At 65.3% G+C, this 23271-nt stretch carries 23 protein-coding genes; 3 read left to right on the forward strand and 20 right to left on the reverse strand.

From position 1 onward, the window contains the following. Positions 1-42 precede the first annotated feature (42 nt). The 6 genes from AC0GNO_RS21655 to AC0GNO_RS21680 all read right to left on the reverse strand — a co-directional run bounded on the left by AC0GNO_RS21655 (position 43) and on the right by AC0GNO_RS21680 (position 7768). The gene (locus AC0GNO_RS21655) at positions 43-1884 is read right to left on the reverse strand and encodes a GDSL-type esterase/lipase family protein (RefSeq protein ID WP_472905474.1); all 1842 of its coding nucleotides are present in this window, start codon (positions 1882-1884) and stop codon (positions 43-45) included. 79 nt (positions 1885-1963) lie between these two features. Next, entirely contained in the window at positions 1964-3130 is a 1167-nt protein-coding gene (locus tag AC0GNO_RS21660; protein ID WP_472905475.1) for a nucleotide sugar dehydrogenase, read from the reverse strand. A gap of 155 nt (positions 3131-3285) precedes the next feature. Next, positions 3286-4191: an AEC family transporter gene (locus AC0GNO_RS21665; RefSeq protein ID WP_472905504.1), complete on the reverse strand. Its 906-nt coding sequence runs from the start codon at positions 4189-4191 to the stop codon at positions 3286-3288. A 44-nt stretch (positions 4192-4235) separates the two neighbouring features. Beyond that, on the reverse strand, positions 4236-4664 hold the full coding sequence (locus AC0GNO_RS21670) for a DUF1850 domain-containing protein (RefSeq protein WP_472905476.1): 429 nt from the start codon (positions 4662-4664) through the stop codon (positions 4236-4238). A gap of 4 nt (positions 4665-4668) precedes the next feature. Beyond that, positions 4669-6720 carry a TRAP transporter permease gene (locus AC0GNO_RS21675; protein ID WP_472905477.1) on the reverse strand — a complete coding sequence of 684 codons (2052 nt, stop codon included), beginning with the start codon at positions 6718-6720 and terminating at the stop codon, positions 4669-4671. An 88-nt stretch (positions 6721-6808) separates the two neighbouring features. Then, positions 6809-7768, reverse strand: a complete 960-nt coding sequence (locus AC0GNO_RS21680; protein ID WP_472905478.1) for a TAXI family TRAP transporter solute-binding subunit — start codon at positions 7766-7768, stop codon at positions 6809-6811. Between the two features lie 154 nt (positions 7769-7922). On the opposite strand from AC0GNO_RS21680, the gene xerD reads away from it, so the two are divergent. After that, positions 7923-8885, forward strand: coding sequence for a site-specific tyrosine recombinase XerD (gene xerD, locus AC0GNO_RS21685; protein ID WP_472905479.1), 963 nt, complete (start codon positions 7923-7925; stop codon positions 8883-8885). 115 nt (positions 8886-9000) lie between these two features. Here the strand turns inward: xerD and AC0GNO_RS21690 are convergent, their stop codons facing one another. From AC0GNO_RS21690 to AC0GNO_RS21720, 7 genes are all read right to left on the reverse strand, one after another. After that, the gene (locus tag AC0GNO_RS21690) at positions 9001-9864 is read right to left on the reverse strand and encodes a PA4780 family RIO1-like protein kinase (RefSeq protein ID WP_472905480.1); all 864 of its coding nucleotides are present in this window, start codon (positions 9862-9864) and stop codon (positions 9001-9003) included. Between the two features lie 28 nt (positions 9865-9892). Continuing rightward, positions 9893-10144, reverse strand: a complete 252-nt coding sequence (locus AC0GNO_RS21695) for a hypothetical protein (protein ID WP_472887756.1) — start codon at positions 10142-10144, stop codon at positions 9893-9895. Between the two features lie 90 nt (positions 10145-10234). Then, complete coding sequence (locus AC0GNO_RS21700) at positions 10235-11683, reverse strand: phospholipase D-like domain-containing protein (protein WP_472905481.1); 1449 nt, start codon at positions 11681-11683, stop codon at positions 10235-10237. Between the two features lie 86 nt (positions 11684-11769). Beyond that, on the reverse strand, positions 11770-12354 hold the full coding sequence (locus AC0GNO_RS21705) for a DUF1439 domain-containing protein (RefSeq protein WP_472905482.1): 585 nt from the start codon (positions 12352-12354) through the stop codon (positions 11770-11772). Between the two features lie 6 nt (positions 12355-12360). Continuing rightward, on the reverse strand, positions 12361-12609 hold the full coding sequence (locus AC0GNO_RS21710) for a DUF3297 family protein (RefSeq protein WP_472905483.1): 249 nt from the start codon (positions 12607-12609) through the stop codon (positions 12361-12363). Between the two features lie 51 nt (positions 12610-12660). Continuing rightward, the gene (dbpA, locus tag AC0GNO_RS21715; RefSeq protein WP_472905484.1) at positions 12661-14067 is read right to left on the reverse strand and encodes an ATP-dependent RNA helicase DbpA; all 1407 of its coding nucleotides are present in this window, start codon (positions 14065-14067) and stop codon (positions 12661-12663) included. Between the two features lie 70 nt (positions 14068-14137). Beyond that, a complete protein-coding gene (locus tag AC0GNO_RS21720) occupies positions 14138-15007 on the reverse strand; it encodes a ferritin-like domain-containing protein (RefSeq protein WP_472905485.1) in 870 nt (289 codons plus the stop codon). Between the two features lie 71 nt (positions 15008-15078). Between AC0GNO_RS21720 and AC0GNO_RS21725 the strand changes: the two genes are divergently transcribed. Continuing rightward, the gene (locus AC0GNO_RS21725) at positions 15079-15603 is read left to right on the forward strand and encodes a gamma carbonic anhydrase family protein (protein ID WP_472905486.1); all 525 of its coding nucleotides are present in this window, start codon (positions 15079-15081) and stop codon (positions 15601-15603) included. Between the two features lie 38 nt (positions 15604-15641). Next, positions 15642-16622 carry an Hsp33 family molecular chaperone HslO gene (gene hslO, locus AC0GNO_RS21730; RefSeq protein ID WP_472887763.1) on the forward strand — a complete coding sequence of 327 codons (981 nt, stop codon included), beginning with the start codon at positions 15642-15644 and terminating at the stop codon, positions 16620-16622. 12 nt (positions 16623-16634) lie between these two features. Here hslO and AC0GNO_RS21735 read toward each other — a convergent pair whose 3' ends face one another. The 7 genes from AC0GNO_RS21735 to AC0GNO_RS21765 form a co-directional block, all read right to left on the reverse strand. Then, positions 16635-17867 carry an AGE family epimerase/isomerase gene (locus tag AC0GNO_RS21735; protein WP_472905487.1) on the reverse strand — a complete coding sequence of 411 codons (1233 nt, stop codon included), beginning with the start codon at positions 17865-17867 and terminating at the stop codon, positions 16635-16637. Next, entirely contained in the window at positions 17864-18541 is a 678-nt protein-coding gene (locus AC0GNO_RS21740; RefSeq protein ID WP_472905488.1) for an AAA family ATPase, read from the reverse strand. The genes AC0GNO_RS21735 and AC0GNO_RS21740 overlap by 4 nt, the downstream gene beginning before the upstream one ends. A 66-nt stretch (positions 18542-18607) precedes the next feature. Beyond that, positions 18608-18892, reverse strand: a complete 285-nt coding sequence (locus AC0GNO_RS21745) for an FtsB family cell division protein (RefSeq protein ID WP_472887766.1) — start codon at positions 18890-18892, stop codon at positions 18608-18610. A gap of 38 nt (positions 18893-18930) precedes the next feature. Continuing rightward, a complete protein-coding gene (gene eno, locus AC0GNO_RS21750; protein ID WP_226465707.1) occupies positions 18931-20214 on the reverse strand; it encodes a phosphopyruvate hydratase in 1284 nt (427 codons plus the stop codon). A 76-nt stretch (positions 20215-20290) separates the two neighbouring features. Next, complete coding sequence (locus AC0GNO_RS21755) at positions 20291-20644, reverse strand: DUF1330 domain-containing protein (RefSeq protein ID WP_472905489.1); 354 nt, start codon at positions 20642-20644, stop codon at positions 20291-20293. Next, positions 20641-21495, reverse strand: coding sequence for a 3-deoxy-8-phosphooctulonate synthase (gene kdsA / locus AC0GNO_RS21760; RefSeq protein ID WP_472905490.1), 855 nt, complete (start codon positions 21493-21495; stop codon positions 20641-20643). The genes AC0GNO_RS21755 and kdsA overlap by 4 nt, the downstream gene beginning before the upstream one ends. A 17-nt stretch (positions 21496-21512) precedes the next feature. After that, the gene (locus tag AC0GNO_RS21765; RefSeq protein ID WP_472905491.1) at positions 21513-23180 is read right to left on the reverse strand and encodes a CTP synthase; all 1668 of its coding nucleotides are present in this window, start codon (positions 23178-23180) and stop codon (positions 21513-21515) included. Between the last annotated feature and the right edge of the window lie 91 nt (positions 23181-23271).

Genomic DNA, 23271 nt, shown 5'->3' on the forward strand with positions numbered 1-23271 from the left:
CTCCGATTCGGAGACGTGTGCCAAAACCAGAGGGTCGCCTGATCAGAAGTGGGCATTGGCGCGCAGCTGCACGGCCTGGGTTTGTCGGGCTTGCTTGATGTTGGCGGCATAGGACGCATTGAGGTTCCAATGCCGGGACAGATTCATCTGCGCATTCAGTCCGAGGTAAGTCTGGTTGATACGCGCACGATCAATCAGCTCGCGCTGCACGACCAGCGGTTGGGCGGTTTCGCGCATATTGACGACGAACCCCTCCCGTTTGAGGCTTTCCCGGTGCATCAGGCTCCCACCCCATTGCAACTTGCGGCCACCAGCCAGGTTGATGGGCGAGAATTGCAGATCCATACCCACTCCAGAAAACCACTCTGTGGATTTGGTTGCATCAAAGTGCACGTCGGATGTGTAGAGCGTTTTCAATGTGCCAGCATCGAGACTTTGGCGCGTTTGAGTGAGAGAGGCCCATGGCGTCACCGTGAACATTGGGTGGCTCACTGTGTAGCGCAGTTTGCTTTCCATCGACCAGCTGTTGCCCTGGCGGGTGTTGTCAACGGTGCGCATGATCAGGTCATCGGATGCAGTCTGGCTGAAACGCTGCGAGGCTTGAGACAGGTGAGTGGTGAACAGGAAGTCGGACATCGGTTTGATCCAGTACAGGCTGGCCGCATACGACTGAAAGCCGATGCTGGAACGGCTCTCGGTGCTGCTGATCTGTGTGCCGGCGTTTTTCTGGTGCAGCGCCAAGCCCATCTGGGATGCTCCGGTTAAGGCGTTGTCAGAAGCATTGAAGTTCAAGGCCAAACCAGTGAAGGCAGGTGCCGTGTTGCCCGATGCGTAGTGGTTGAATGACCGATGCTGCGCCATGCGATCAGGAGTCGATGTTTGCGATTGCACACCCAGTGGAACCAGGCTGAACGATGAGCCAGAGATGTTCTTTGTATTTTCTGCCATGCTCAGTACCAGAAGACCCTGATCAATATCCTGATTCAGTTGAGCCGCGGCTGCGGAGCCTGCCTCGATGGCGTTGGCCCAGTTCCATGCGCGCGTCAGGTAGTGCGCATAGGTTCTGGCGATGATTTCCATGCCGCGACTACCAAAATGGATGGCATCGTAGAACAGCGCATCTCTGGTGTGCCGCGCAGGATCCTCTGTGTCGATGATGTTGAATCCGTACTTGGTTGGCTCATTGAGGATGCGATTGAATACGGTGTAGAGGTCCACCGCAATGATGTTGGGATTGCTGTTGGCCAGTCCTGCCACATGATTGTTCAAGTCAACGATCATGCTTTGGGTATGAAGAGGATTGACGCCGGGGTTTCGGCTCCAATCATGGATTTGGGTCACGAAGATGCGGTTGGTGCCGCTGGCTGCTCCGGCTTGCACCAACTGGTTCACGCCTTCTGTGTAGCCCGCCTTGGATGCAGCAAAGTCCTCAGGTGACCGGCCGTTACGACCCACGTCGTTGTAACCGAAGTACGTGACGGAGAGGTCGCGCTCGGATATCGCTGAATTCCTGTTGCGCCAGGTGGCCAGCTGTCTGTTAAATGAGGTGGTTTGTGAAAACTGCGCTCGGGCACCTCCAATTGCGTAGTTCTCGACCCGTGTCACGTAGCCACTTCCCTGCAATGCACTGGCCCAGTTCAGGATGCCATTTGGACCGGTGTACCCCGGATCAGAGTAGCTGTCTCCAAAGACGCGCATGGTGTTGACCTTGATCTGGTCGTTGCTCCCGGCAGCGTCTATCGAGAACGGATTGGGTGTCGCCGGGACGACCTTGGTTGAACCGCCACTGCTGGCACAACCAGACAATAGGATCATGGCGATGGCTAAGCTCAACACAGATGGATAGTAAGGAATGCACAGGGGGGGGCTGATACGTTTCTTCATGGTGTTGATCGGTGTGAGAAGGGGTTTAAGCTAGATCGCGATGGTCTGCGCACAGCACGAAACAAAGGGGGTTTGGAGTTCAATCGCTGCCGAAGAGGTCGCGCGTGAAGACCTTGTCCTGGACATCGGCCAGGCTGCTGGACATACGGTTGCTGATGATCACGTCGGATTGCTGCTTGAAAGCTTCGAGGTCCTTGATGATCGGTGAATTGAAGAACTGATCACCTTCCAGCCCCGGCTCATAGATGATCACGGGAATGCCCTTGGCCTTGATGCGTTTCATGATGCCCTGAATGCTGGAAGACCGGAAATTATCGGATCCCGCTTTCATGATCAGGCGGTAGATGCCCACGGTAGTGGGCCTGCGCTGGAGTACGCTGTTGGCAATGAAGTCCTTGCGCGTGGTGTTGGACTGCACGATCGCCTGGATCAGGTTCTGGGGCACGTCCTTGTAGTTGGCCAGCATCTGCTTGGTGTCCTTGGGCAGGCAGTAGCCGCCGTAGCCGAAGGACGGGTTGTTGTAGTGGCTGCCGATGCGCGGATCAAGGCCGACGCCTTCGATGATCTGGCGTGAATCGAGGCCGTGGGTCGCTGCGTAGGTGTCGAGTTCGTTGAAATAGGCCACCCGCATGGCGAGGTAGGTGTTCGAGAACAGCTTGACAGCCTCGGCCTCGGTGGAGTCGACGAACAGCACCGGAATGTCCTGTTTACGGGCACCCTGGCGCAGCAGACCGGCAAACACCTCGGCACGCCCGGAGCGTTCGCCGACGATGATGCGCGACGGGTAGAGGTTGTCGTACAGCGCCTTGCCCTCACGCAGGAACTCGGGCGAAAAGAGGAGATTGTCGCAGCCGGTCTGGGCCCGGATCTTGGCGGTGTAGCCCACGGGGACCGTCGACTTGATGATCATCACGGCCTGCGGGTTGATGCGCATGACGTCGTGGATCACGGCCTCGACCGACCGGGTGTTGAAGTAGTTCGTCTCGCTGTCGTAGTCGGTCGGGGTGGCGATGATGACAAAGTCCGCGCCGGCGTACGCCTCTTCCTTGTCCGTGGTGGCTTTCAGGCGGAGCGGCTCGTGGGCCAGGAAATGTTCGATTTCGCTGTCGGCGATCGGGCTTTTGCGCTCGTTGATCAGCCGCACCTTCTCCGGCACGATGTCGAGTGCAACCACCTCGTTGTGCTGGGCCAGCAGGACCGCATTCGAGAGTCCAACATAACCAGTACCTGCGACCGCAATTTTCATGAAACGCCTTCAGAGGAAACGAGCGGGTCGTGGCCGTAGGCCGTGCCGGAGGGCGGGTACTGCCGTGGCGGCCTGAGGACGGCTACCTTGCGCGCGACTTCGCTAAAAAGTCCTCAATTTTGCCATACTGGCCTGTTCCGTTCCGGGCCGTTGCGTCAGCGCAAAACCCCCAGTGCAAACGGCAGACTCACCATCCCCAGGAGCGTGGACAGCGTGACCAGCCCGGCCACATAAGGCCCGTTGTAGCCCATGCGGGCGGCCAGCACATAGCAGCTGGAGGCCGTCGGTACCGCCGAGAACATGAGCAGCACCGTGGTCTGTGTGGTGTCCAGCCGGAACAGGCGGGACAGGCCGAAAGCCATGAGCGGCATGGCCAGGTGCTTAACGGTCAGCACCAGCACGCCCAGCGTCTTGGCCGCCTGCAGGGAGCCCAGCTGCATGCCGGCGCCCGCGGCCATGAGCCCCAGTGCGAGAGAGGCCTGGCCGATGCGGCTCACCGTCGGTTCCAGCCAGTCCGGAATCTGGAAGCCCAGCAGGTTGGCCAGCAGGCCCGAGGCGGTGCCGATGATCAGCGGATTGCGCAGCAGTTCGCCGGCAAAGTGCTTCTGGGCGTGGCGGGCCATGGGCCAGACGGCGCCCACGTTGAACAGCGGCACACACACGCCGATGATCACGGCGATGAGCTGCAGGCCCTGCGGCCCGGCCACCTTGCTCGCTAGGGCCAGGGCGATGAAGGAGTTGAAACGAAAGCCGATCTGTGCGCTGGCGGCGTGCAGGCGCACATCCAGCCGGCGGCCCAGCCAGGGCCAGTGGGGCAGCGAATACGAGAGCGCGATACCCAGCAGGCCGAGTGTGAAGCCGGCGGCCATGAGGCTGGAGGTGGCCCCCAGGTCCAGCGGGCTTTTCACGATGGACTGGAACAGCAGCACCGGAAACAGGAAATAGTAGACCAGGCTCTCGATGGGTACCCAGACCTTGCGGTCGAGCGCGGTGAAGCGGCAGAGCAGGTAGCCGATCAGGATGAGCGAGAAGTCGGGGAAGAGCAACTGGGCAAAGTTCACCGGCGCGAGCATACCTTGGGCATTGCCGTGGGCGAGTCACCGGGTCATCGCTCCGGGGCGGGCGGCCGGTAGCACGGGGTGAGCAGGGTGACACCGCCGTCCGACGGCAACCATTGACCCAGCGGCACGCACTGGCCGTCCACGCACCAGGCGTAGTCGGCGGTGTACGGCGAGCGGGTGAGCCGCAGGCCCTGCGGCGACCCCATGCGGGGGGTGTACTCGTACCAGCCATTGCGCAGCACCGCGTCGTCGGGCGGCTCCATGCCGGCGCCAGAGCCGCGCACGCGTGCCGTCCGCGCCTGCAGCACCGGGGGCTGTCCAGCGGTGGGCGAGGCGACCACGGCGTAGTCTTCCTCCCAGCGCACTTTTTCGATTGAGTGCGTCCAGGCCAGCGTGAAGCGCTCGACCGGCACGAACACCGGCGGCGCTGCCGCCGATGCCGCCAGAGCCAGACAGACGCCGAGCCCGGGCATGGGATCAGCGTGCGGTGCCCAGGGCACGCTGCTGGCGGGTGCGCCAGGCGTGCCAGAGCACAAACAGCGCCACCGCGCCCAGGCCGATTTCATCGGTGAGCGGCAGCGCGACGACCAGGAAGCTGGCCGCCACAATGGCCATGATGCGCTCGGCCCAGTTCAGCGGTCCGATCAGGAACCCGATGGCGCCGGCGCCCCACATCGATATCGCCACCAGCGCCTTGAACACGATCCAGGTGGTGTCCAGCCAGTCGCCGGTCTGCAGCATGAGCGCCGGGCTGTAGACCGCCATGAAGGGCACGATGAAGCCCGCGATGGCCACGCGGATCGCCTGCATGCTGATCTTCAGACCGCTCTCACGCGCGATGGGCGCTGCCGCGAAGCAGGCCAGCGCCACCGGCGGCGTGAGGTCGGCCATGATGCCGAAGTAGAAAACGAACATGTGCGAGACGATCAGCGGCACACCCAGCTCCAGCAACACCGGCGCGGCCAGCGAGCTGGTGATGATGTAGTTGGGGATGGTGGGAATGCCCATGCCCAGCACCAGGCAGGTGACCATGGTCAGCAGCAGCGCCAGGAACAGGCTTTCGCGGCCGATGGCGATGATGTGGCCACCCAGCTCGGCGGCCACGCCAGTGAGGTTGATGACGCCGATGATCACGCCCACCAGCGCGCAGGCGATCGCCACCGGCAGGGCATGGCGTGCGCCGTCCACCAGCGCCTTCACCGCCAGCGCACGGGCGTCGCCTCCGGTGCGCAGGATGAAGGTCAAAGCGATCAGCAGCGCACTCACCACGAAGAAGGTGCCAACGCCGAACTGGAAGAAGCCGGCGCAGGCGAAGCCCAGCAGCACCCAGGCCAGGCCGCGCAGCGCCGGGGCCTTGACCCCGCTGATCACCGCGGCACCGAAGATCAGGATCACGGTCAGGCCCAGGCCCACCGAACCCGAGAACAGCGGCGTGTAACCCGAGAAGAGCAGGGCCACCAGCCCCACCAGTGGCAACAGCAGGTACCAGCGCTCGCGCACCGCGGTCCAGGGGTTGGGGCACTCGTCCTTGGGCAAACCCATGAGGCCCTTGCGCCCGGCTTCCAGATGCACCATCCAGAAGGCGGTGACGAAATACAGGATGGCCGGGATCAGCGCCGCCTTGACGATGTCGATGTAAGGCACATTGATGGTTTCGGCCATGATGAAGGCCACGGCCCCCATCACCGGCGGCATGATCTGCCCGCCCATGCTGGCCGTGGCTTCGACACCGCCAGCGAACGCCGGGCTGTAACCGAAGCGTTTCATCAGCGGGATGGTGAACTGCCCGGTGGTGACCACGTTGGCCACGCCCGAGCCGTTGATGGTGCCCATCAGCCCGGAGGAAATCACCGACACCTTGGCCGGGCCGCCGCGTGTGTGCCCCACGGTGCCCATGGCGAAGTCGTTGAACAGGCGGATCATGCCGGCCTGTTCCAGAAAGGCGCCGAACAGGATGAACAGGAAGATGTAGGTGGACGACACATAGGTCGGTGTGCCGTACAGGCCTTCGGTGCCGAAGCCCAGCGTGCTCACCACCTGGTCCACGCCGTAGCCGCGGTGGGCCATGGCCCCCGGCAGGTGCTGGCCGAACAGGGCGTAGAGCAGGAAGGTCAGGCACACCAGGGGCAGGCCCCAGCCCATGACGCGGCGTGCGGCTTCGAACACCAGCGCGATCAGCAACACGCCCACCATCCAGTCGGCCTGCGTGAGATCGCCGGCGCGCAGCGTCAGGTCGGCCTCGAACACCCACTGGTACAGGCCGGTGGCAAATCCCGCGATGCCCAGCAGCCAGCCCAGCGCGCGCCAGGTGCCCGAGCGCCCGTCCATGGGCGGGAACAGCGCGAAGATCATCAGCAGCACAAAGCCGACGTGAATGGAACGGATCACCTGGCTGGAGAGCGGATGAAACGATGCCATCCAGAGCTGGTAGGCGGAGAAGGCGATCGCGACCCAGAAGATGCCGCCGGTCAGGCGATCACCATGGCCCGTGTGGCCGGTGTCGGTGCTGTTGTTGTCGTTGTCGTTCATGGAATCCTCGGCTGGCAGAAATGAATACGGCCCCGGGGCGGGGCCGCATCACAACGGGAAGTGCCGGCAGGCCTGCCCGCGGGCCCGGTTATTTGATCAGGCCCACTTCCTTGTAGTAGCGCTCGGCGCCAGGGTGCAGGGGCACCGGCATGCCCTTGATGGCGTTTTCGCGTTTGATGTTCTTGGCCGCGTTGTGCGCAGCGTAGAGCGTGTCGATGTTGTCGTACATGGCCTTGGCCATGCGGTAAGCCACGTCATCTGACACCCCGCTGTGGGTCACCAGGAAGTTGGGAATGGCCGCGGTGGCCACGGCCTCGGTCTGGCCGCCATAGGTGTTGGCCGGGATGATGGCGGGCTGGTAGGCCGGGTCGCCGACCTTGGCCACCACGTCGGCGGGCACCGGGATCACGACGATCTTCACGGACGTGGACAGGTCGCGGATGGAGGCCACGCCCAGGCCGGCGGACTGCAGCGTGGCGTCGAGCTGGCGGTTCTTCATCAGTTCAACCGACTCGCCAAACGGCAGGTATTCCACCTTGGCCAGATCGGCGTAGCCCAGGCCGGCGGCCTTGAAGATGGCGCGGGCGTTCAGCTCGGTGCCCGACTTCGCGGCACCCACCGAAACGCGCTTGCCCTTGAGGTCCGCCAGTGTCTTGATGCCCGAGTCGGCGCTGGCGACGATCTGGATGTAGTTGTTGTAGGTGGCCGACAGGCCGCGCAGCTTGTCCAGCTTCTTGGGGAAGCCCGCTTCGGCTTCCCCCTTCCAGGCGTCGGACACGGAGTCGGCCAGCGCCAGCGCCAGCTCGCCACGGCCGGCCTGCAGCAGGTTGAGGTTCTCGGCCGAGGCCTTGGTCACCTGAGCGGTGGAGCGCGCATTGGGGATGTCCTTGGCGAAGATCTGCGACAGCGCCACGCCCATGGGGTAGTACACACCGCTCTGGCCCCCGGTGAGCACGTTGATGAACTGCTGTTGTTGTGCAACGGCAGCACCCGATGCGATGGCCGCGGCCACGCTCAAGCCCAGACCGATCTTGTGAATCAAACGCATGGATGTGTCTCCTTTGGGTGGGATGAAAACAAAAGGGCAGAATACCCCAATTCGATAGCAGACCACCCCCGGTAAACGCTTATGAGCTGGGGCGGGTTTTCCCCGACGCAGCCTGTGCCGCAGGTGACAGTGTCCGTGGTTTTTCATCGTTTCCATGGCAACCCGACGACCTTCGCTCCTTCCCGCCGACCCGCCCGTCGCCGCATCACCGCTGCTGCTCGCCAGCCAGGCGAGCGCGGAGAATTTTGCCGACGCGCTCTGGCTCGAAGAGGGCCTCTCGCGCAACACGCTCGACGCCTACCGGCGCGACCTCACGCTCTTCGGCCAATGGCTGGCCGCACGCGGCACGGCGCTGCCCGAGGCCGGCGAAAGCGACATCAACGCCTACTTCGCCGAACGCCACGCCCAGACCCGCGCCACCACCGCCAACCGGCGGCTCACCGTGTTCAAGCGCTACTACCGCTGGGCGCTGCGCGAACGCCTCATCACCGCCGACCCCACGCTGCGTCTGATGGCCGCGCGCCAGGCGATGCGCGTTCCCAAGACCATGAGCGAGGCACAGGTGGAGGCCCTGCTCAACGCGCCCGACACCGGCACGCCGCTGGGTCAACGCGACCGCGCCATGCTGGAGCTGATGTACGCCAGCGGCCTGCGCGTGAGCGAGCTGGTCACGCTCAAGACCTTCCATGTGGGGCACAACGAACACGTGTTGCGCGTCACCGGCAAGGGCAACAAGGAGCGGCTGGTGCCGTTCGGACAGATCGCGGGCCATTGGCTGCAGACCTGGCTGGGCCAGGGACGGCGCGAGGTATTGGGCAGCTTGCAGAGCGAAGACCTGTTCGTCACCTCGCGCGGCTCGCGCGCGGGTGAGGCCATGACGCGCGCCATGTTCTGGCAGCTGGTGAAGAAGTACGCGCTGGTCGCCGGCATCACCTCGCCGCTCTCGCCGCACACCCTGCGCCACGCCTTCGCCACGCACCTGCTCAACCACGGTGCCGATCTGCGCGCGGTGCAGATGCTGCTGGGCCACGCCGACATTTCCACCACCACCATCTACACGCACGTGGCGCGCGAGCGGCTGAAGAGCATAGTGGCGCAGCACCACCCGCGCGGTTAAAGTGAAACACCCCCGCAGCGCTTCGCGCTACCCCCAAGGGGGCGGCACTGGCCGTCCGGCAAAGCCGGCCCGGCGGTGCCCTGGGCGACTCCGTCTCTGAATCAACCCGCGCAGCTCACTGCGCCATGCGCAGACGCCGCGCCGCGTCTTCATCGCGCGCATCGTCGATCTCGCGCATCACGCTGGCCAGGTCCACTTCGGCGTGGCTGGGCGTGTAGCGCCCGGTGAGCACGGTGTCGTTGCTCAGCAGCCCGCGCTGGTACAGGCTCCAGATTTCGGGGCCGTACCGGGTGGCCAGCAGCTCGGGCGCGAACTGGCCAAAGAAGTCGCGCAGGTTGGCCACGTCGCGCAGCAGCATGCGCGGTGCGTGGTTGTTGCCGGCGGCGTCCACCGCCTGCGGCAGGTCGATGATCACGGGGAAGTCCTCACCGTCCGCTTCGCCCGAATGCGCGAGCAGGATGTTGAATTCCGACAGATCACCGTGCACCACGCCCGCACACAGCATGCGCACCACCTCGGCCACCAGGGTGGCGTGGTGCTGGCGTGCCTGCCCGGGCGTGAAGCGCACGTCGTTCAGGCGCGGGGCGGCGTCGCCGTGGGCGTCGGTCACCAGTTCCATCAGCAGCACGCCGTCGCAGAAGTTGTAGGGTTGCGGCACGCGCACGCCGGCCGCGGCCAGGCGGTACAGCGCATCCACCTCGGCGCTTTGCCAGGCCGCCTCCTGCGCCTCGCGGCCGAACTTCGTGCCCTTGGCCATGGCGCGCGCCTGGCGCGAGTTCTTGACCTTGCGGTTTTCGGTGTAGTCCACCGCCTGGCGGAAGCTGCGGTTGTTGGCTTCTTTGTAGATCTTGGCGCAGCGCGTTTCATCGCCGCAGCGCACCACAAACACCATGGCTTCCTTGCCGCTCATGAGCTGGCGCACCACGGAGTCGATCAGACCTTCTTCGATCAGCGCCTGCAGGCGGGGCGGCGCCTTCATGCGGACCCGCACCCGTTGCGGGAAGTGCTCACTTGGGCGCCAGCGACCAGCCGGCGCGCTGGTTCGTCTTGTCGTTGGTGTAGTGCCAGTGGGCACCGCAGCGATCGCAGAAATAGCCGGTGATCGTCACCTGGACATCGCCGCGCAGTTCCTTGCGGTGGTTGCCCTGCTGCAGCTCGGCGTGGCCGGGCGCGCCGCGCCAGTTGCGCTGGATGCCCTGGCAGGATTCGCACAGCGGCGAGGGTTCGGTTGGGGTGGTGGAGTCTGGTGCTGGGTTCATGGCCGAAGGATCGGGTGGCGCGATGGCGTTTAGGGGAACAAGGATTGTGCGCCCGGTGTCACGGGCGGTCGCCAAGAGGGGCTGCTGCCGCTACATCAGGAAGTCGAGCAGGCTGGCGAACGGGGCGATGGCGCGCATCTTGAGCAGGGTGTCCTCGTCGGCGTCTTTCACCAGGGCCTCCAGCCCGCCCGCGTTGGCCGCACCCACCACCGCCCGGGACTGCGCGATACGCAGGCGCATGTTGTGCTGCAGGGTCTCGGCGAGGAAGCGGTTGTTGCGGCAGACCACCATCAGCTCCGAGTTCAGGTTGGCCGAGCGGGGATCGATGTTGTAGGTGCCGACGACGACCGTGTGGTCGTCGAAGACCGCGCGTTTGGCGTGTACGCCCCAGCGCGGCGAAGCGGAGGGCCGCTCGCTGCCCGCCAGCGCTTGCCCGCCATAGGCCCAGACTTCCAGCTTCGGCAGGGACAGGCGATCGAGCGAATTCGCCAGACTGGCCACGGTGTAGAACGCGTCGGTGGAATACAGGCTGTTCGTCAAAATCTGCAACTTGACGCCGCGTTGCGCCACCTGCTGCAACACCGCGAGGCCGTCGTCGCGCAAGACCAGGTAGGGGCTCTCCACCATGATCTGCTGGCGCGCCTCTTTGGCCAGCCGGGTGAGTTCCAGAAACACCTTGCGCCGCTCCACGCCCGAGCCCGGGTAGTCGGTGACGAAGTGCATGTCGTTGCAGGTGCTGAACGTGTGTTGGGGGGTGTGGCGCTGCAGTTCGGCGGCCAGCGCGACTTCAGCGGGGGAAGGCAGACCCAGCAGCTCCGGGCCGGGCACGGGCTGCGATGCGGTGGCCACGTCGATGGGGTTCGTCACCCAGTCCGACGCCCAGTACAGCTCGAAGCTGTCCGTGATGCCCGACACTACGGGGCCATCGATGACCATGTCGCTGTCGAGGAAGTTGTAGCGTTCCGAGAGGTCGAAATAGTCATCGGCGATGTTGCGCCCGCCGATGATGGCCTTCTGGCGGTCCACCACCAGCAGCTTGCGGTGGGTGCGGTGGTTCGAGGCGAAGAACCGGGCCAGGCCCGCGGTGTTGTAGTAGCGCACCTCCACGCCGGCCGCCTCCAGGGCCTGGGCGTAGTGCGGCGCGAGCTTGAAGACCGGCAGCGCAAAGTCCACCAGCAGGCGCACCTTGACGCCTTCCCGGGCCTTGCGCGCGAGGGCTTGCGTCACCAGCCGGCTGGCGGTGTCGACCTCGTAGATGAAAAATTCCAGCTCGATGGAATCTTTGGCTTCTTCAATCAGCCGCATGCGTGTGGCCAGCGAGTCGAAGCCCACGTCGAGCAGGGCCACCGTGTGGGGCTCGTGCGAGCGCACGTCGATGGCGGGGTGGGTGGGGGCTTTGCCCAGCCACTGCCGTTCGCTCGCTTCCTGGATACCCAGGAAACCGAGGTAGAGCAGCACGGGCAGGCCCACGAAGATGCCCGCCAGGCTCCAGGCCAGGACTTTCGCGGCCCGCCAGAGGGTCCATCGGCTCCCACTCATGCTGTGTTCCCTGTCATCGTTTGAACGCGGTCTGCGGGCGCAGTATCGCACCCGTTGTCAGGCGCGAAGTGACAGCCGGCCGGGGCCTACAGCGGTTTGGTGACCAGCTCGACCGCCAGACCTTGCCCGGTCACGGTGATGCGGCCTGGTCGCAGTCCGAGCAGATCGGCCATCGCCGTTTCCTGGGCGTTCAACTGGTACAGCACCACTTCGCGCAGGGATTGTTCGGCCAGTGCGGGTGCGTAGTTGTTGAGCAGTTCGGCGGCGTCGGCCGGCAGGCCGGGGAAACGCATGCGGTAGACCTTGAGCTGGTGGGCTCGCAGCGTTCGATCGCTGTGCTCGTAGCGCAGTGCGAAATCGACGGTGAACGTGCCCGGCTGGTTGCGCTGCAGGATCGGGCCGGCCGCGTTCACCGCCATCTCGGCGCGCAGCCGGTTCGAGGCCGGCAGCAAGCCCAGTTGCGGCACCGCCAGGTCCAGGTTCACCAGCCCGGCCACGGGGTAACGCAGCGGGAAACGTTTGCCCACCTCGTTCTGCAGCACATCGAGCGGCACGTTCAGGCGGGGCGGCGAGGCGGGCGCCGCGTCCGGTGAAGGCGCAGCCTGTGCCCGTGCCGCGCCGATCCAGGGCAGCAGCGGTATCCAGGCGGTCAGCAAGACGCGGCGGTGCATGGCGGTCTACTTGTAGAACACCTCGACCTGGCCCTTGAGCTGGATCAGCAGGGGCTGCCCTTTGCGGTCCACCGTCTTGCTGGAGGGCACTTTGACCCAGCCTTCGCTGATGCAGTATTCGGCCACGTCGAAGCGCTCCTTGTGATTGAAGCGGATGCCGATGTCGTGTTCAAACACGGCGGCCACGTGGTGCGGGCTGCGTGGGTCGATGGAGAGGCGGTCGGGCAGCGCGGGTCGGGAATTGGTGTCGTTCATGGGTCTATTTTCGGGGAGTTCTGGGGGGCGGCAGGCGGCGGTGCGGCGGCATCAATCGGCCAGTACCCGCACCTTCACGCTCTTGCCCTTGATGCGGCCATCGTTCAATCGGCTGGCGACTTGCTCGGCGATGGCGCGGTCCACCGCGACGTAGGTGGACCAGTCGTTGACGTTGATCTTGCCGACCTGTTCGCGTGTGTAGCCGAGGTCGGCGGTGAGCGCGCCCAGCACGTCGCCAGGGCGGATCTTTTCCTTGCGCCCGCCCTGGATGTGCAGCGTCACCATCGGTGGCATGAGCGGGCCTTTGCCGGTGGGAACCAGTTCGGCCAGTTCGTGCCACTCGGATTCGCGGCCCTGCAGCTGCTCGATCTTGCCCACGCTGCCCATCTCGTTCATGCTGGCCAGGTTCAGCGCCAGGCCGCTTTCGCCGGCTCGGCCGGTGCGGCCGATGCGGTGGATGTGCACCTCGGCGTCGGGCGTCACGTCCACGTTGATCACGGCCGCCAGGCTGGCGATGTCGAGCCCGCGTGCGGCCACGTCGGTGGCCACCAGCACCGAACAGCTCTTGTTGGCAAAGCGCACCAGCACCTGGTCACGCTCGCGCTGCTCCAGTTCACCGAACAGCGCCAGCGCGCTCATGCCCTGCGCCTGCAGCACGGCCACGAGATCGCGGCACTGCGCCTTGGTGTTGCAGAACGCGAGCGTGCTGGCCGGGCGGAAGTGCAGCAGGAGCTGGCTCACCGCGTGCAGGCGCTCGCTGTCTTTCACCTGGTACCAGCGCTGTTCAATCTGGCCACCGGCGTGCTGCGCTTCGACCGTCACCGTGACGGGATCGCGCATGAACTGCGCGGCCAGCTTGGCGATGCCTTCCGGGTAGGTGGCGGAGAACAGCAGGGTCTGGCGATCTTTCGGGCACTGGCGTGCGACCTTCACGATGTCGTCGAAGAAACCCATGTCGAGCATGCGGTCGGCTTCGTCGAGCACCAGGGTGTTGAGCGCGTCGAGTTGCAGGCTCTGGCGCTCCAGGTGGTCCATGATGCGGCCGGGTGTGCCGACCACGATGTGCGCTCCATGCTCCAGCGTGGCCAGCTGCCCGCGCAGCGGCACGCCACCGCACAGCGTGACGACCTTGATGTTGTCTTCGGCGCGCGCCAGGCGGCGGATTTCGGTGGTCACCTGGTCGGCCAGTTCGCGCGTGGGGCAGAGCACCAGGGTCTGCACCGCGAAGCGGCGCGGGTTCAGGTTGGCCAGCAGGGTCAGCGCGAAGGCGGCGGTCTTGCCGCTGCCGGTCTTGGCCTGGGCAATGATGTCTTTGCCCAGCAGGGCAGCCGGCAGGCTGGCGGCCTGGATGGCCGTCATGCTCAGGTAGCCGAGCTGCTGCAGGTTGGCCAGCATGGCTGGCGAGAGCGGTAACTGGCTGAAATCGGCGGCGGAGGCGATGGGGGAAACAGTGGTCATCCCCGATTATCGGTTTTTGCCCGATGGCAGCGACCGCACCGGGGTTGTCGGGCCGGAACGGTCCGCGGTCTCAGGCGCCAAGCAGGTCGTCAAGTTCCTGCTGGCTGAAGCCGGCCTCGCGCCGGGCCGCGTCGTTGAACGGCGGCCTCAGGCGCGGGGCGCTGTGCGTGCGGGCCAGCAGGCGGTAGTGCGCCAGCGGGTCCAGGCCCTGCTGCGCGCAGAGCCAGCCGTACCAGCGGTTGCCGATGGCGACATGGCCGATCTCGTCGCGCAGGATCACGTCGAGGATCTCGACGGTGCGCAGGGCTGCGGGGGTGTTGACCTTGCGCAGCCGGGCCTGGATCAGCGGGGTGGCGTCGAGCCCGCGCGCTTCGAGCGTGCGCGGCACCAGCGCCATGCGCGCGGTGATGTCGTGCTGTGTCTTCACGCACATTTCCCACAGGCCATCGTGCGCCGGGAAGTCGCCGTAGTGGAAGCCCAGGCTTTGCAGGTGCGTGTGCAGCAGGCCGAAGTGGGTGGCCTCTTCCGCGGCCACGCGCAGCCAGTCGCGGTAGAAGTCGACGGGCATGCCGGCGAAGCGCCAGACCGCATCGAGCGCCAGGTTGATGGCGTTGAATTCGATGTGGCAGACCGCGTGCAACAGCGCCGCCAGGCCCTCGGCGGTGAAGGGCGAACGGTGCGGCACGTCCATGGGTGGCACCAGGGCGGGTCGGTCCGGCCGACCCGGCAGGGGAGCGCCGGGCGCGGGGTTCAGGGGGTCGTTGGGGCGCAGGGCGCCGAGGCATTGATCCGCATCGGCGCACGCACCCAGGGCGGCCCACAGCGCCAGAGCCCCCTGGGCTTTGTGGCCCGGGTCGGGGATGCAGAGCATGTGCAAGGCGCGTTCCCTCAGGCTGGTGCCGGGCATGTCGGAAGGGGGGCGGTCATCGGGGCGCTGCATCCCTACAATTCTAGGTTTCGCGTGTGGCCCCCTGGGCCCCGCAACAACAACCAGGATTGGAGACACCCGGCATGGCGATTTATGAACTCGATGGCGTGGCGCCGCGCGTGGCCGATTCGGCCTGGGTGGCCGAGAACGCGTTGGTGATCGGGGATGTGAGTCTGGGCGAGCACGCGAGCGTGTGGTTCGGCACCACGGTGCGCGGCGATACGGCCACCATCACCATCGGCACCGGCAGCAACATCCAGGACGGCAGCGTGCTGCACGCCGACGACGGGTTGCCCTTGACCATCGGCGCCCATGTCACCGTGGGCCATCAGGTGATGCTGCACGGCTGCACCGTCGGCGACGAATCGCTGATCGGCATCGGCGCCATCGTGCTCAACGGCGCAAAGATCGGCAGGAACTGCCTGGTGGGTGCGGGCGCGCTGGTGACCGAGGGCAAGGAATTTCCCGATGGCTCCATGATCATCGGCAGCCCGGCCAAGGTGGTGCGCCAGCTCACACCCGAGCAGATCGAAGGCTTGCGCCAGAGCGCGAAACACTATGTCGAGAACGCGGAGCGCTTCAGGCGCGGCTTGAAAAAGATCGGTTGACCCCGATCTGCCAGCGTTGACCGAATCGAAAGAACCCCTTGTCCGAACTCCACAAATTCATGTTTGAAGGCCTGCCGGTGCGCGGCATGCTGGTGCGCCTGACCGATGCCTGGACCGACATCCTGCACCGGCGCGAGCAGGCGGGCGGCTATCCCGCGGCGGTGCAGGAACTGCTGGGCGAGATGACGGCCGCTGCCACGCTGATGCAGGCCAACATCAAGTTCAACGGCGCGCTGGTGATGCAGATCATGGGCGACGGCCCGGTGAAGCTCGCCGTGGCCGAGGTGCAGCCCGACCTGAGCCTGCGCGCCACGGCCACGGTGTTGGGCGAGGTGGCGGCCGATGCGCCGCTCTCGCACATGGTCAACGTGAACAACCAGGGGCGTTGCGCGATCACGCTCGACCCGAAAGACCGCCAGCCGGGCCAGCAGCCTTACCAGGGCGTGGTGCCGCTGTTTGGTGACCGCCACGAGAAGCTGGAAAAGCTCAGCGAAGTGATCGAACACTACATGCTGCAGAGCGAGCAGCTCGACACACGCCTGGTGTTGGCCGCGAATGACAAGGTGGCCGCGGGCCTGCTGATCCAGCGCCTGCCGCTGCAGGGCGAGGCCAACCTGGCCGGTGCGGGCGCGGTGGCCAGCGACGAAGACCAGATCGGCCGGAACGAGGACTACAACCGCATTGCCATCCTGGCCGCCAGCCTCAAGCGTGAGGAGCTGCTGGAGCTGGACGCCGAGACGATCCTGCACCGCCTGTTCTGGGAAGAAGACCTGCGCCGCTTCGAGCCCCTGGCGGGCGAGGAAGGCCCGCGTTTTGCCTGCACCTGCTCGCGCGAGCGCGTGAGCAGCATGCTGCGCAGCCTGGGGCGCGACGAGATCGAATCGATCATCACCGAGCAGGGTCAGGTGGAGGTGGGCTGCGACTTCTGCGGTGCGATGTACCGGTTTGACCCGGTGGATGCGGCGCAGGTGTTTCTGCAGCCGCACGCGCAGCCGCCCGCCACACCCCATCTCCAGTGAACGGCGGCGGGGTCAGGTCGTCGCACGCAGCCGCCGCGCGCCCTGGCCCAGTGTGTCGAGGACGTCGTAGCACGCCCCCATGGTGTGGTAGTCCACCTTGCCCGCAGGGCTTTTTTCGTCGCTGATCTTGGTGTTGTCGGCGCGCAGGATGCGCCACCAGGCGCCGTGTTGATGGTCCACGAAATGCTGCCAGGCGTAAGCCCACAGGCGGTCGTAATCGGCCCAGTAGCGGGTTTCGCCCGTGACGCTGGCCAGGCGCGCGGCGGTGGCGACAGATTCGGCCTGGACCCAGAAATATTTGTCGCTGTCGCACACGCTGCCGTCGGGCGCGAAGCCGTAGAACAGGCCGCCGTGTTCGGCATCCCACGACTTCGCCATCGCGGTGTCAAAGAAAAACCGGGCGCGCGGCAGGTGGTCGGCGCGTGGGCGGCGCTGATCGAGCAGCAGCAACAGCTTGGCCCATTCGGTCAGGTGGCCGGGCTGGAAACCCCAGGGGCGGAAGAGGTTGCTCCTGTCGTCCTTGTTGTAGTCCCAGTCGACCGACCAGTCGGCGCGGTAGTGCTCCCACACCAGGCCATCGGCCAGCGCCGCCTGGCGGATGCAGATGTGGTCGGCCAGCCGCTCGGCACGGACCAGGTAGCGCACTTCGCCGGTGGCGTCGAAGGCGGCGAGCAGCGCCTCGCACAGGTGCATGTTGGCGTTCTGGCCCCGGTAGTCGCTGAGCACCCCGTCGGGGCCGATCTCGTCGGCGTAGAGGCCGTGGCCTGGTTCCCAGAAACGCTGCTCCAGCAACTCAAAGGTTTCGGCGATGCCGGCGTGCGCCTCGGGCAGGCCGGCCATGAAGGCGTGGGCGTGCGCCAGCAGGACGAAGGCCAGGCCGTAGGCGTGCTGGGTGCCGTCGAGCACGGTCTTTTTCCCGTCGCGCCAGTCCAGCAGCCAGGTGTAGCCACCGCTGTGGGGGTCGCGGTGCGCGCGGCGCAGGAAGTCGAAGGCGTGGGCCAGTGCCTGGCGGTGCGAGGCATCGGCCCCCGAGCGCACGGCCATGGCGTAGGTGACGACGAAGCGGGTGCTGCTGACCAGGTGGCGGGTGTGGCGGTCGTAGACCTCGCCGTTGTCCCGGAAAAAATGGAACAGACCGCCGCTGGGGTCGATGGCCCGCGGGTGGTAGAAGGCCATGCAGTCGCGCACGTGCGCGCGCAGGAAATCGGGAGAGCGGAAGTCGGGCAAGGGTTGTGCCGGGATCATGGTGGCGGGTCTTTGGTGTGATCGGTGGTCACCAGCTGGCTGAACAGGCGGTGTTCACAGTCCGGGTCGCTGCAGCTCTCACAGATCCAGCGGCCCCGGCCCAGACGCAGCGCCGGATCGTCGGCCAGCAGCGGCCGGCCGAGGTGCTTGCCGATGGCCCTCAAGGCCTGCTGCAGACGCGCTGGCCCCTTTCCATAGATGGTCTGGTAACGCACGCCGGCGATCTGCAGCTCGCGCCGCAGCACCGCGTCGGTGGCGTCGCGCACGGCCAGGCTGTCGCGAAACAGGCCGTCGGCGACCCAGGGCAGGTCCAGCCCCATCAGCAGCGTCAGGTCGTAGCCGCGCTGTTCGGCCCGGGCGGCGGGCAGCAGTGAGGTGTCGTTGAAGTACAGCTCGCTGTAGGCCGCGATCACGAGCGAGGTGGTATCGGCAATGACCAGTTCCACACCGTGCTGGCGGGCGGCTGTTTCGATGTGCTGCGTTTGCTCGGCGGCGCGCGCGGCCTGCTCTTGCGCTTGCGGCGCGCGACCCATGGTCTCGCACCAGTGCCGGAGCCGCTCGGGAACGAGCACGGTGGGGATGTGAAGCACCTCGTTGAGGTGCTGCTGCAAGGCCTGTCCCAAAGCAGACTTGCCGGTGGACTCGCCACCCAGCAGCGTGATCGTCGTGGCCACGGGCGGGGCGGCGTTCAATGGCGCATGGTGACGTTGATGCGCGCCTGGTGGCCGAATGACACGGGCTCAGGGCCGGGTCTGCGCGATCTGGACAAAGACCTCGTTGGGCTTGACCATGCCCAGATTCTGACGGGCCAGCTCTTCCACCATGTCCAGGCCCTCTTGCAGGTCGCGCACCTCGCTGGCCAGCTGGTCGTTGCGCAGCTTGGCCTCGCGGTTGCTGCGCTCCAGCCGGGCCAGTTCCTGCTTCATGCCCGACACCGTGGGCACGCTGCCGCGGCCGAACCAGAGCTGCGCGTGCAGCACGAGCAGCAGCGTGATCAGCAGGGCGGGGATGAAGCGTGAACCCATGGTGGCAGGAGTCTATCGGCGCAAGAGGCCCGCAGACATCACTTCAAGTTGTAAAACGCGGCGCGGCCCGGGTACACGGCCACTTCACCCAGATCTTCTTCGATGCGCAGCAACTGGTTGTACTTGGCCATGCGGTCCGAGCGCGACAGCGAGCCGGTCTTGATCTGGCCGGCGTTGGTGCCGACGGCGATGTCGGCGATGGTGCTGTCTTCGGTTTCGCCCGAACGGTGCGAGATCACGGCGGTGTAGCCGGCGCGCTTGGCCATCTCGATGGCGGCGAAGGTTTCGGTCAGCGTGCCGATCTGGTTGATCTTGATCAGGATCGAGTTGGCGATGCCCTTGTCGATGCCTTCCTTGAGAATCTTGGTGTTGGTGACGAACAGGTCGTCGCCAACGATCTGCACCTTCTTGCCCAGGCGATCGGTCATCAGCTTCCAGCCGTCCCAGTCGCCTTCGGCCATGCCGTCTTCGATGCTGATGATGGGGTATTTGTCGACCCAGTTGGCCATCATGTCGGTCCATTCCTGGGCGGTGAGGCTCATGCCTTCGCCGGCCAGCTGGTACTTGCCATCCTTGTAGAACTCGGAAGCGGCACAGTCCAGGCCCAGGGCGATCTGCTCGCCAGCCACAAAACCAGCCTTGTCGATGGCTTCCAGGATCATCTGGATCGCGGCTTCGTGGTTGTCCACGTTGGGGGCAAAACCGCCTTCGTCGCCCACCGCCGTGCTGATGCCGCGGTCGTGCAGGATCTTCTTCAGCGCATGGAACACCTCGGCGCCGTAGCGCAGGGCTTCGCGGAAGCTCGGCGCCCCCACGGGGATGATCATGAACTCCTGGATGTCGAGGTTGTTGTTGGCGTGTTCGCCGCCGTTGATGACGTTCATCATGGGCACGGGCATCTGCACCGCGCTCATGCCACCGAAATAGCGGTACAGCGGCAGGCCGGCTTCTTCAGCGGCAGCGCGGGCCACGGCCATGGACACGGCGAGCAGGGCGTTGGCGCCCAGGCGACCCTTGTTGTCGGTGCCGTCGAGGTCGATCAGGGTCTTGTCCAGGAAGGCCTGCTCGGACGCGTCGAGGCCCAGCACGGCTTCGGAGATTTCGGTGTTGATGTGTTCGACGGCCTTGAGCACGCCCTTGCCGAGGTAACGGCTCTTGTCGCCGTCGCGCAGCTCAATGGCTTCGCGGCTGCCGGTGGAGGCGCCCGACGGCACGGCCGCACGGCCCATCACGCCGCTCTCCAGCAGCACGTCGCATTCGACGGTGGGGTTGCCGCGGCTGTCCAAGACTTCGCGGCCAACGATATCAACGATTGCACTCATATCGGTCCTTCAAAAAAATCCAAAATAGATCAACACAATCAATCCCAGGATGAAGACGTAGATCACGGGAATCCGGTCAAACGCCTTCAACAGCAAACATGCGGATCGAGCCCGCGCCTTCCCGCAACTGGCGGGCATGGGTATAGGTTTCAGAACGGTAGTAGGCCTGTGCGGTCGCGAGGTCCTTGAACCGGAGCACCACCACCCGTTGCGGGTTCCAGTCCCCTTCGAGCGGCTCCACACGGCCCCCGCGCACCACGACTTCAGCGCCGAACTCCTGCATGGCGCGCGTGCTCCATTCGCGGTAGCGTTTCATCTGGTCTTCGTTGGTGACCGTCACTTCCGCAATGATGTATGCGCAAGGTGTTGAACCTTCGCCCTCACGGGCTGCGGTGCGAGCTTGCTTGGAGCGGTCCGGCGCTTCGCTCATTGGAAGTTGTTCTCCAGCAGTGGCGTTTTTTTGACGACGGCATCGAGCGCCACCAGTGTTTCGAGCAGCGCCTTCATGTGCCTGAGCGGCACGGCATTGGGGCCATCCGACCAGGCCTCGGCGGGCTTGGGATGGGTTTCCATGAACAGGCCCGCGACCCCGGCGGCCACACCCGCACGGGCCAGCACCGGCACCATCTCGCGGGCACCGCCGCTGACCGAGCCCAGGCCGCCCGGTTTCTGCACCGAGTGGGTCACGTCAAAGACCACCGGCGCACCGGACTTGCGCATCTCGGCCAGGCTGGTCATGTCGGCCACGAGGTTGTTGTAGCCAAAACTCACGCCACGTTCGCAGGCCAGAAAGCGGTCTTCCGACAGGCCGGCTTCCCGAGCGGCATCGCGGGCCTTGTCGATCACGTTCTTCATGTCCCAGGGGGCGAGGAACTGGCCCTTCTTGATGTTCACCGGCTTGCCGGACTGGGCCACGGCGCGGATGAAATCGGTCTGGCGGCACAGGAAGGCCGGCGTCTGCAGCACGTCCACCACGCTGGCCACCTCGGCCACGTGCGATGCATCGTGCACGTCGGTCAGGATGGGCAACTGCAGCTGGCGGCGCACCTCGTCGAGGATCTTCAGGCCAGCCTCCAGGCCGACGCCGCGCTGGCTGGTGCCCGAAGACCGGTTGGCCTTGTCGAAAGAGCCTTTGTAGATCAGCGGAATGTCCAGCGCGGTGCAGGCCTCCTTGAGCTGACCGGCGACGTCGATGGACATCTGCAGCCCTTCGATCGAGCAGGTGCCGGCGATGAGGAAAAAGCGCTGGTCCAGACCGACGTCGAATCCGCAGAGTTGCATGTGTGGGCTTCCCAGTTTCAGGCCACAGCCTTGAGTTTTTGCAGACCGTGCTGTTCGACGGCGGCCTTGATGAAGGCGTTGAACAGCGGGTGACCGGCCCACGGCGTGGACTTGAATTCGGGATGGAACTGCACGCCGATGAACCAGGGGTGCACGGCCTTGGGCAGCTCGACGATTTCGGTCAGCTGCTCGCGCTGTGTCAGCGCCGAGATCACCAGCCCGGCCTGGCGCAACTGGTCGAGGTAGTTGACGTTGGCTTCGTAGCGGTGGCGGTGGCGCTCGGTGACCACGTCGCCGTAGATGCTGTGGGCCAGCGTGTCCCTGGTCACGTCGGAGCTCTGCGCGCCCAGACGCATGGTGCCGCCGAGGTCGGAGCTGGCGCTGCGTGTCTGGATGCTGCCATCGGCATCTTTCCATTCGGTGATCAGGGCAATCACCGGGTGTGGGGTGGCGGGGTCGAACTCGGTGCTGTTGGCGTTCTTCAGGCCGGCCACGTGGCGGGCGTACTCGATGGTGGCGACCTGCATGCCCAGGCAGATGCCCAGGTAAGGCACCTTGTGCTCGCGGGCGAAGCGGGCGGTGTTGATCTTGCCCTCGACACCGCGCTGGCCGAAGCCGCCGGGCACGAGGATGCCGTCGTATTTCGCCAGCTTTTCAGCGGCGTCCGCGCCTTCCATGGTCTCGGAATCGACGTGGTCGATGGTCACCTTGACATGGTTGCGCATGCCGGCGTGGCGCAGTGCTTCGTTGACCGACTTGTAGCTGTCCGACAGGTCGACGTACTTGCCGACCATGGCGATCCTGACTTCGCCCTGAGGGTGCTCGGTCTCGTGCACCAGTTCGTCCCAGCGCTTGAGGCTGGTGGGCGGTGTGTTCAGGCGCAACTTGTCACAGATCAGGCCGTCCAGGCCCTGCTCGTGCAGCATGCGCGGCACCTTGTAGATGGTGTCCACGTCCCACATGCTGATCACGCCCCACTCGGGCACGTTGGTGAACAGCGAAATCTTGGCGCGTTCTTCTTCCGGGATGCGGCGGTCGGCGCGGCAGAGCAGGGCGTCGGCCTGTATGCCGATCTCGCGCAGCTTCTGCACCGTGTGCTGTGTGGGCTTGGTCTTGAGCTCGCCAGCCGCGGCAATCCACGGCAGGTAGGTCAGGTGCACGAAGGCCGTGTTGTTCGGCCCCATGCGCAGGCTCATCTGGCGCACCGCTTCAAGGAAAGGCAGCGATTCGATGTCGCCCACGGTGCCGCCGATTTCCACGATGGCCACGTCCACCGCATCGGGCGTGCCGATGCCGGCGCCGCGCTTGATGAATTCCTGGATTTCGTTGGTGACGTGCGGGATCACCTGCACCGTCTTGCCGAGGTAGTCGCCCCGGCGTTCCTTCTCCAGCACCGACTGGTAGATCTTGCCGGTGGTGAAGTTGTTGGTCTTCTTCATGCGCGTTTCGATGAAACGCTCATAGTGGCCCAGGTCCAGGTCGGTTTCGGCGCCGTCGTCGGTGACGAAGACCTCGCCGTGCTGGAAGGGCGACATGGTGCCCGGATCCACGTTGATGTACGGGTCGAGCTTGATGAGGGTGACGTTGAGGCCGCGCGATTCGAGGATCGCAGCCAGGGAAGCAGAAGCAATGCCCTTGCCCAGGGAGGACACCACACCGCCGGTGACGAACACAAATTTGGTCATGTCTCGGGCGAGCCGGTCGCTCGCAGGAGGTGGAAATGGCGATTATAGAGGGCACCCCACGGACCAGGCCGGGCCCAGCCCGGTGGGGCTG

The organism is Hydrogenophaga sp. L310, from assembly GCF_055703065.1.

Coding starts and splice junctions, on each gene's coding strand:
- eno (WP_226465707.1), bottom strand. CDS start 20,214: ATGAGTGCAATCGTTGATATCGTTGGCCGCGAAGTCTTGGACAGCCGC.
- kdsA (WP_472905490.1), bottom strand. CDS start 21,495: ATGCAACTCTGCGGATTCGACGTCGGTCTGGACCAGCGCTTTTTCCTC.
- AC0GNO_RS21725 (WP_472905486.1), top strand. CDS start 15,079: ATGGCGATTTATGAACTCGATGGCGTGGCGCCGCGCGTGGCCGATTCG.
- AC0GNO_RS21690 (WP_472905480.1), bottom strand. CDS start 9,864: ATGAAGGCGCCGCCCCGCCTGCAGGCGCTGATCGAAGAAGGTCTGATC.
- AC0GNO_RS21720 (WP_472905485.1), bottom strand. CDS start 15,007: ATGCAGCGCCCCGATGACCGCCCCCCTTCCGACATGCCCGGCACCAGC.
- AC0GNO_RS21710 (WP_472905483.1), bottom strand. CDS start 12,609: ATGAACGACACCAATTCCCGACCCGCGCTGCCCGACCGCCTCTCCATC.
- AC0GNO_RS21735 (WP_472905487.1), bottom strand. CDS start 17,867: ATGATCCCGGCACAACCCTTGCCCGACTTCCGCTCTCCCGATTTCCTG.
- AC0GNO_RS21670 (WP_472905476.1), bottom strand. CDS start 4,664: ATGCCCGGGCTCGGCGTCTGTCTGGCTCTGGCGGCATCGGCGGCAGCG.
- AC0GNO_RS21680 (WP_472905478.1), bottom strand. CDS start 7,768: ATGCGTTTGATTCACAAGATCGGTCTGGGCTTGAGCGTGGCCGCGGCC.
- AC0GNO_RS21765 (WP_472905491.1), bottom strand. CDS start 23,180: ATGACCAAATTTGTGTTCGTCACCGGCGGTGTGGTGTCCTCCCTGGGC.
- AC0GNO_RS21745 (WP_472887766.1), bottom strand. CDS start 18,892: ATGGGTTCACGCTTCATCCCCGCCCTGCTGATCACGCTGCTGCTCGTG.
- AC0GNO_RS21675 (WP_472905477.1), bottom strand. CDS start 6,720: ATGAACGACAACGACAACAACAGCACCGACACCGGCCACACGGGCCAT.
- dbpA (WP_472905484.1), bottom strand. CDS start 14,067: ATGACCACTGTTTCCCCCATCGCCTCCGCCGCCGATTTCAGCCAGTTA.
- AC0GNO_RS21705 (WP_472905482.1), bottom strand. CDS start 12,354: ATGCACCGCCGCGTCTTGCTGACCGCCTGGATACCGCTGCTGCCCTGG.
- AC0GNO_RS21700 (WP_472905481.1), bottom strand. CDS start 11,683: ATGAGTGGGAGCCGATGGACCCTCTGGCGGGCCGCGAAAGTCCTGGCC.
- xerD (WP_472905479.1), top strand. CDS start 7,923: ATGGCAACCCGACGACCTTCGCTCCTTCCCGCCGACCCGCCCGTCGCC.
- AC0GNO_RS21695 (WP_472887756.1), bottom strand. CDS start 10,144: ATGAACCCAGCACCAGACTCCACCACCCCAACCGAACCCTCGCCGCTG.
- AC0GNO_RS21755 (WP_472905489.1), bottom strand. CDS start 20,644: ATGAGCGAAGCGCCGGACCGCTCCAAGCAAGCTCGCACCGCAGCCCGT.
- AC0GNO_RS21660 (WP_472905475.1), bottom strand. CDS start 3,130: ATGAAAATTGCGGTCGCAGGTACTGGTTATGTTGGACTCTCGAATGCG.
- AC0GNO_RS21655 (WP_472905474.1), bottom strand. CDS start 1,884: ATGAAGAAACGTATCAGCCCCCCCCTGTGCATTCCTTACTATCCATCT.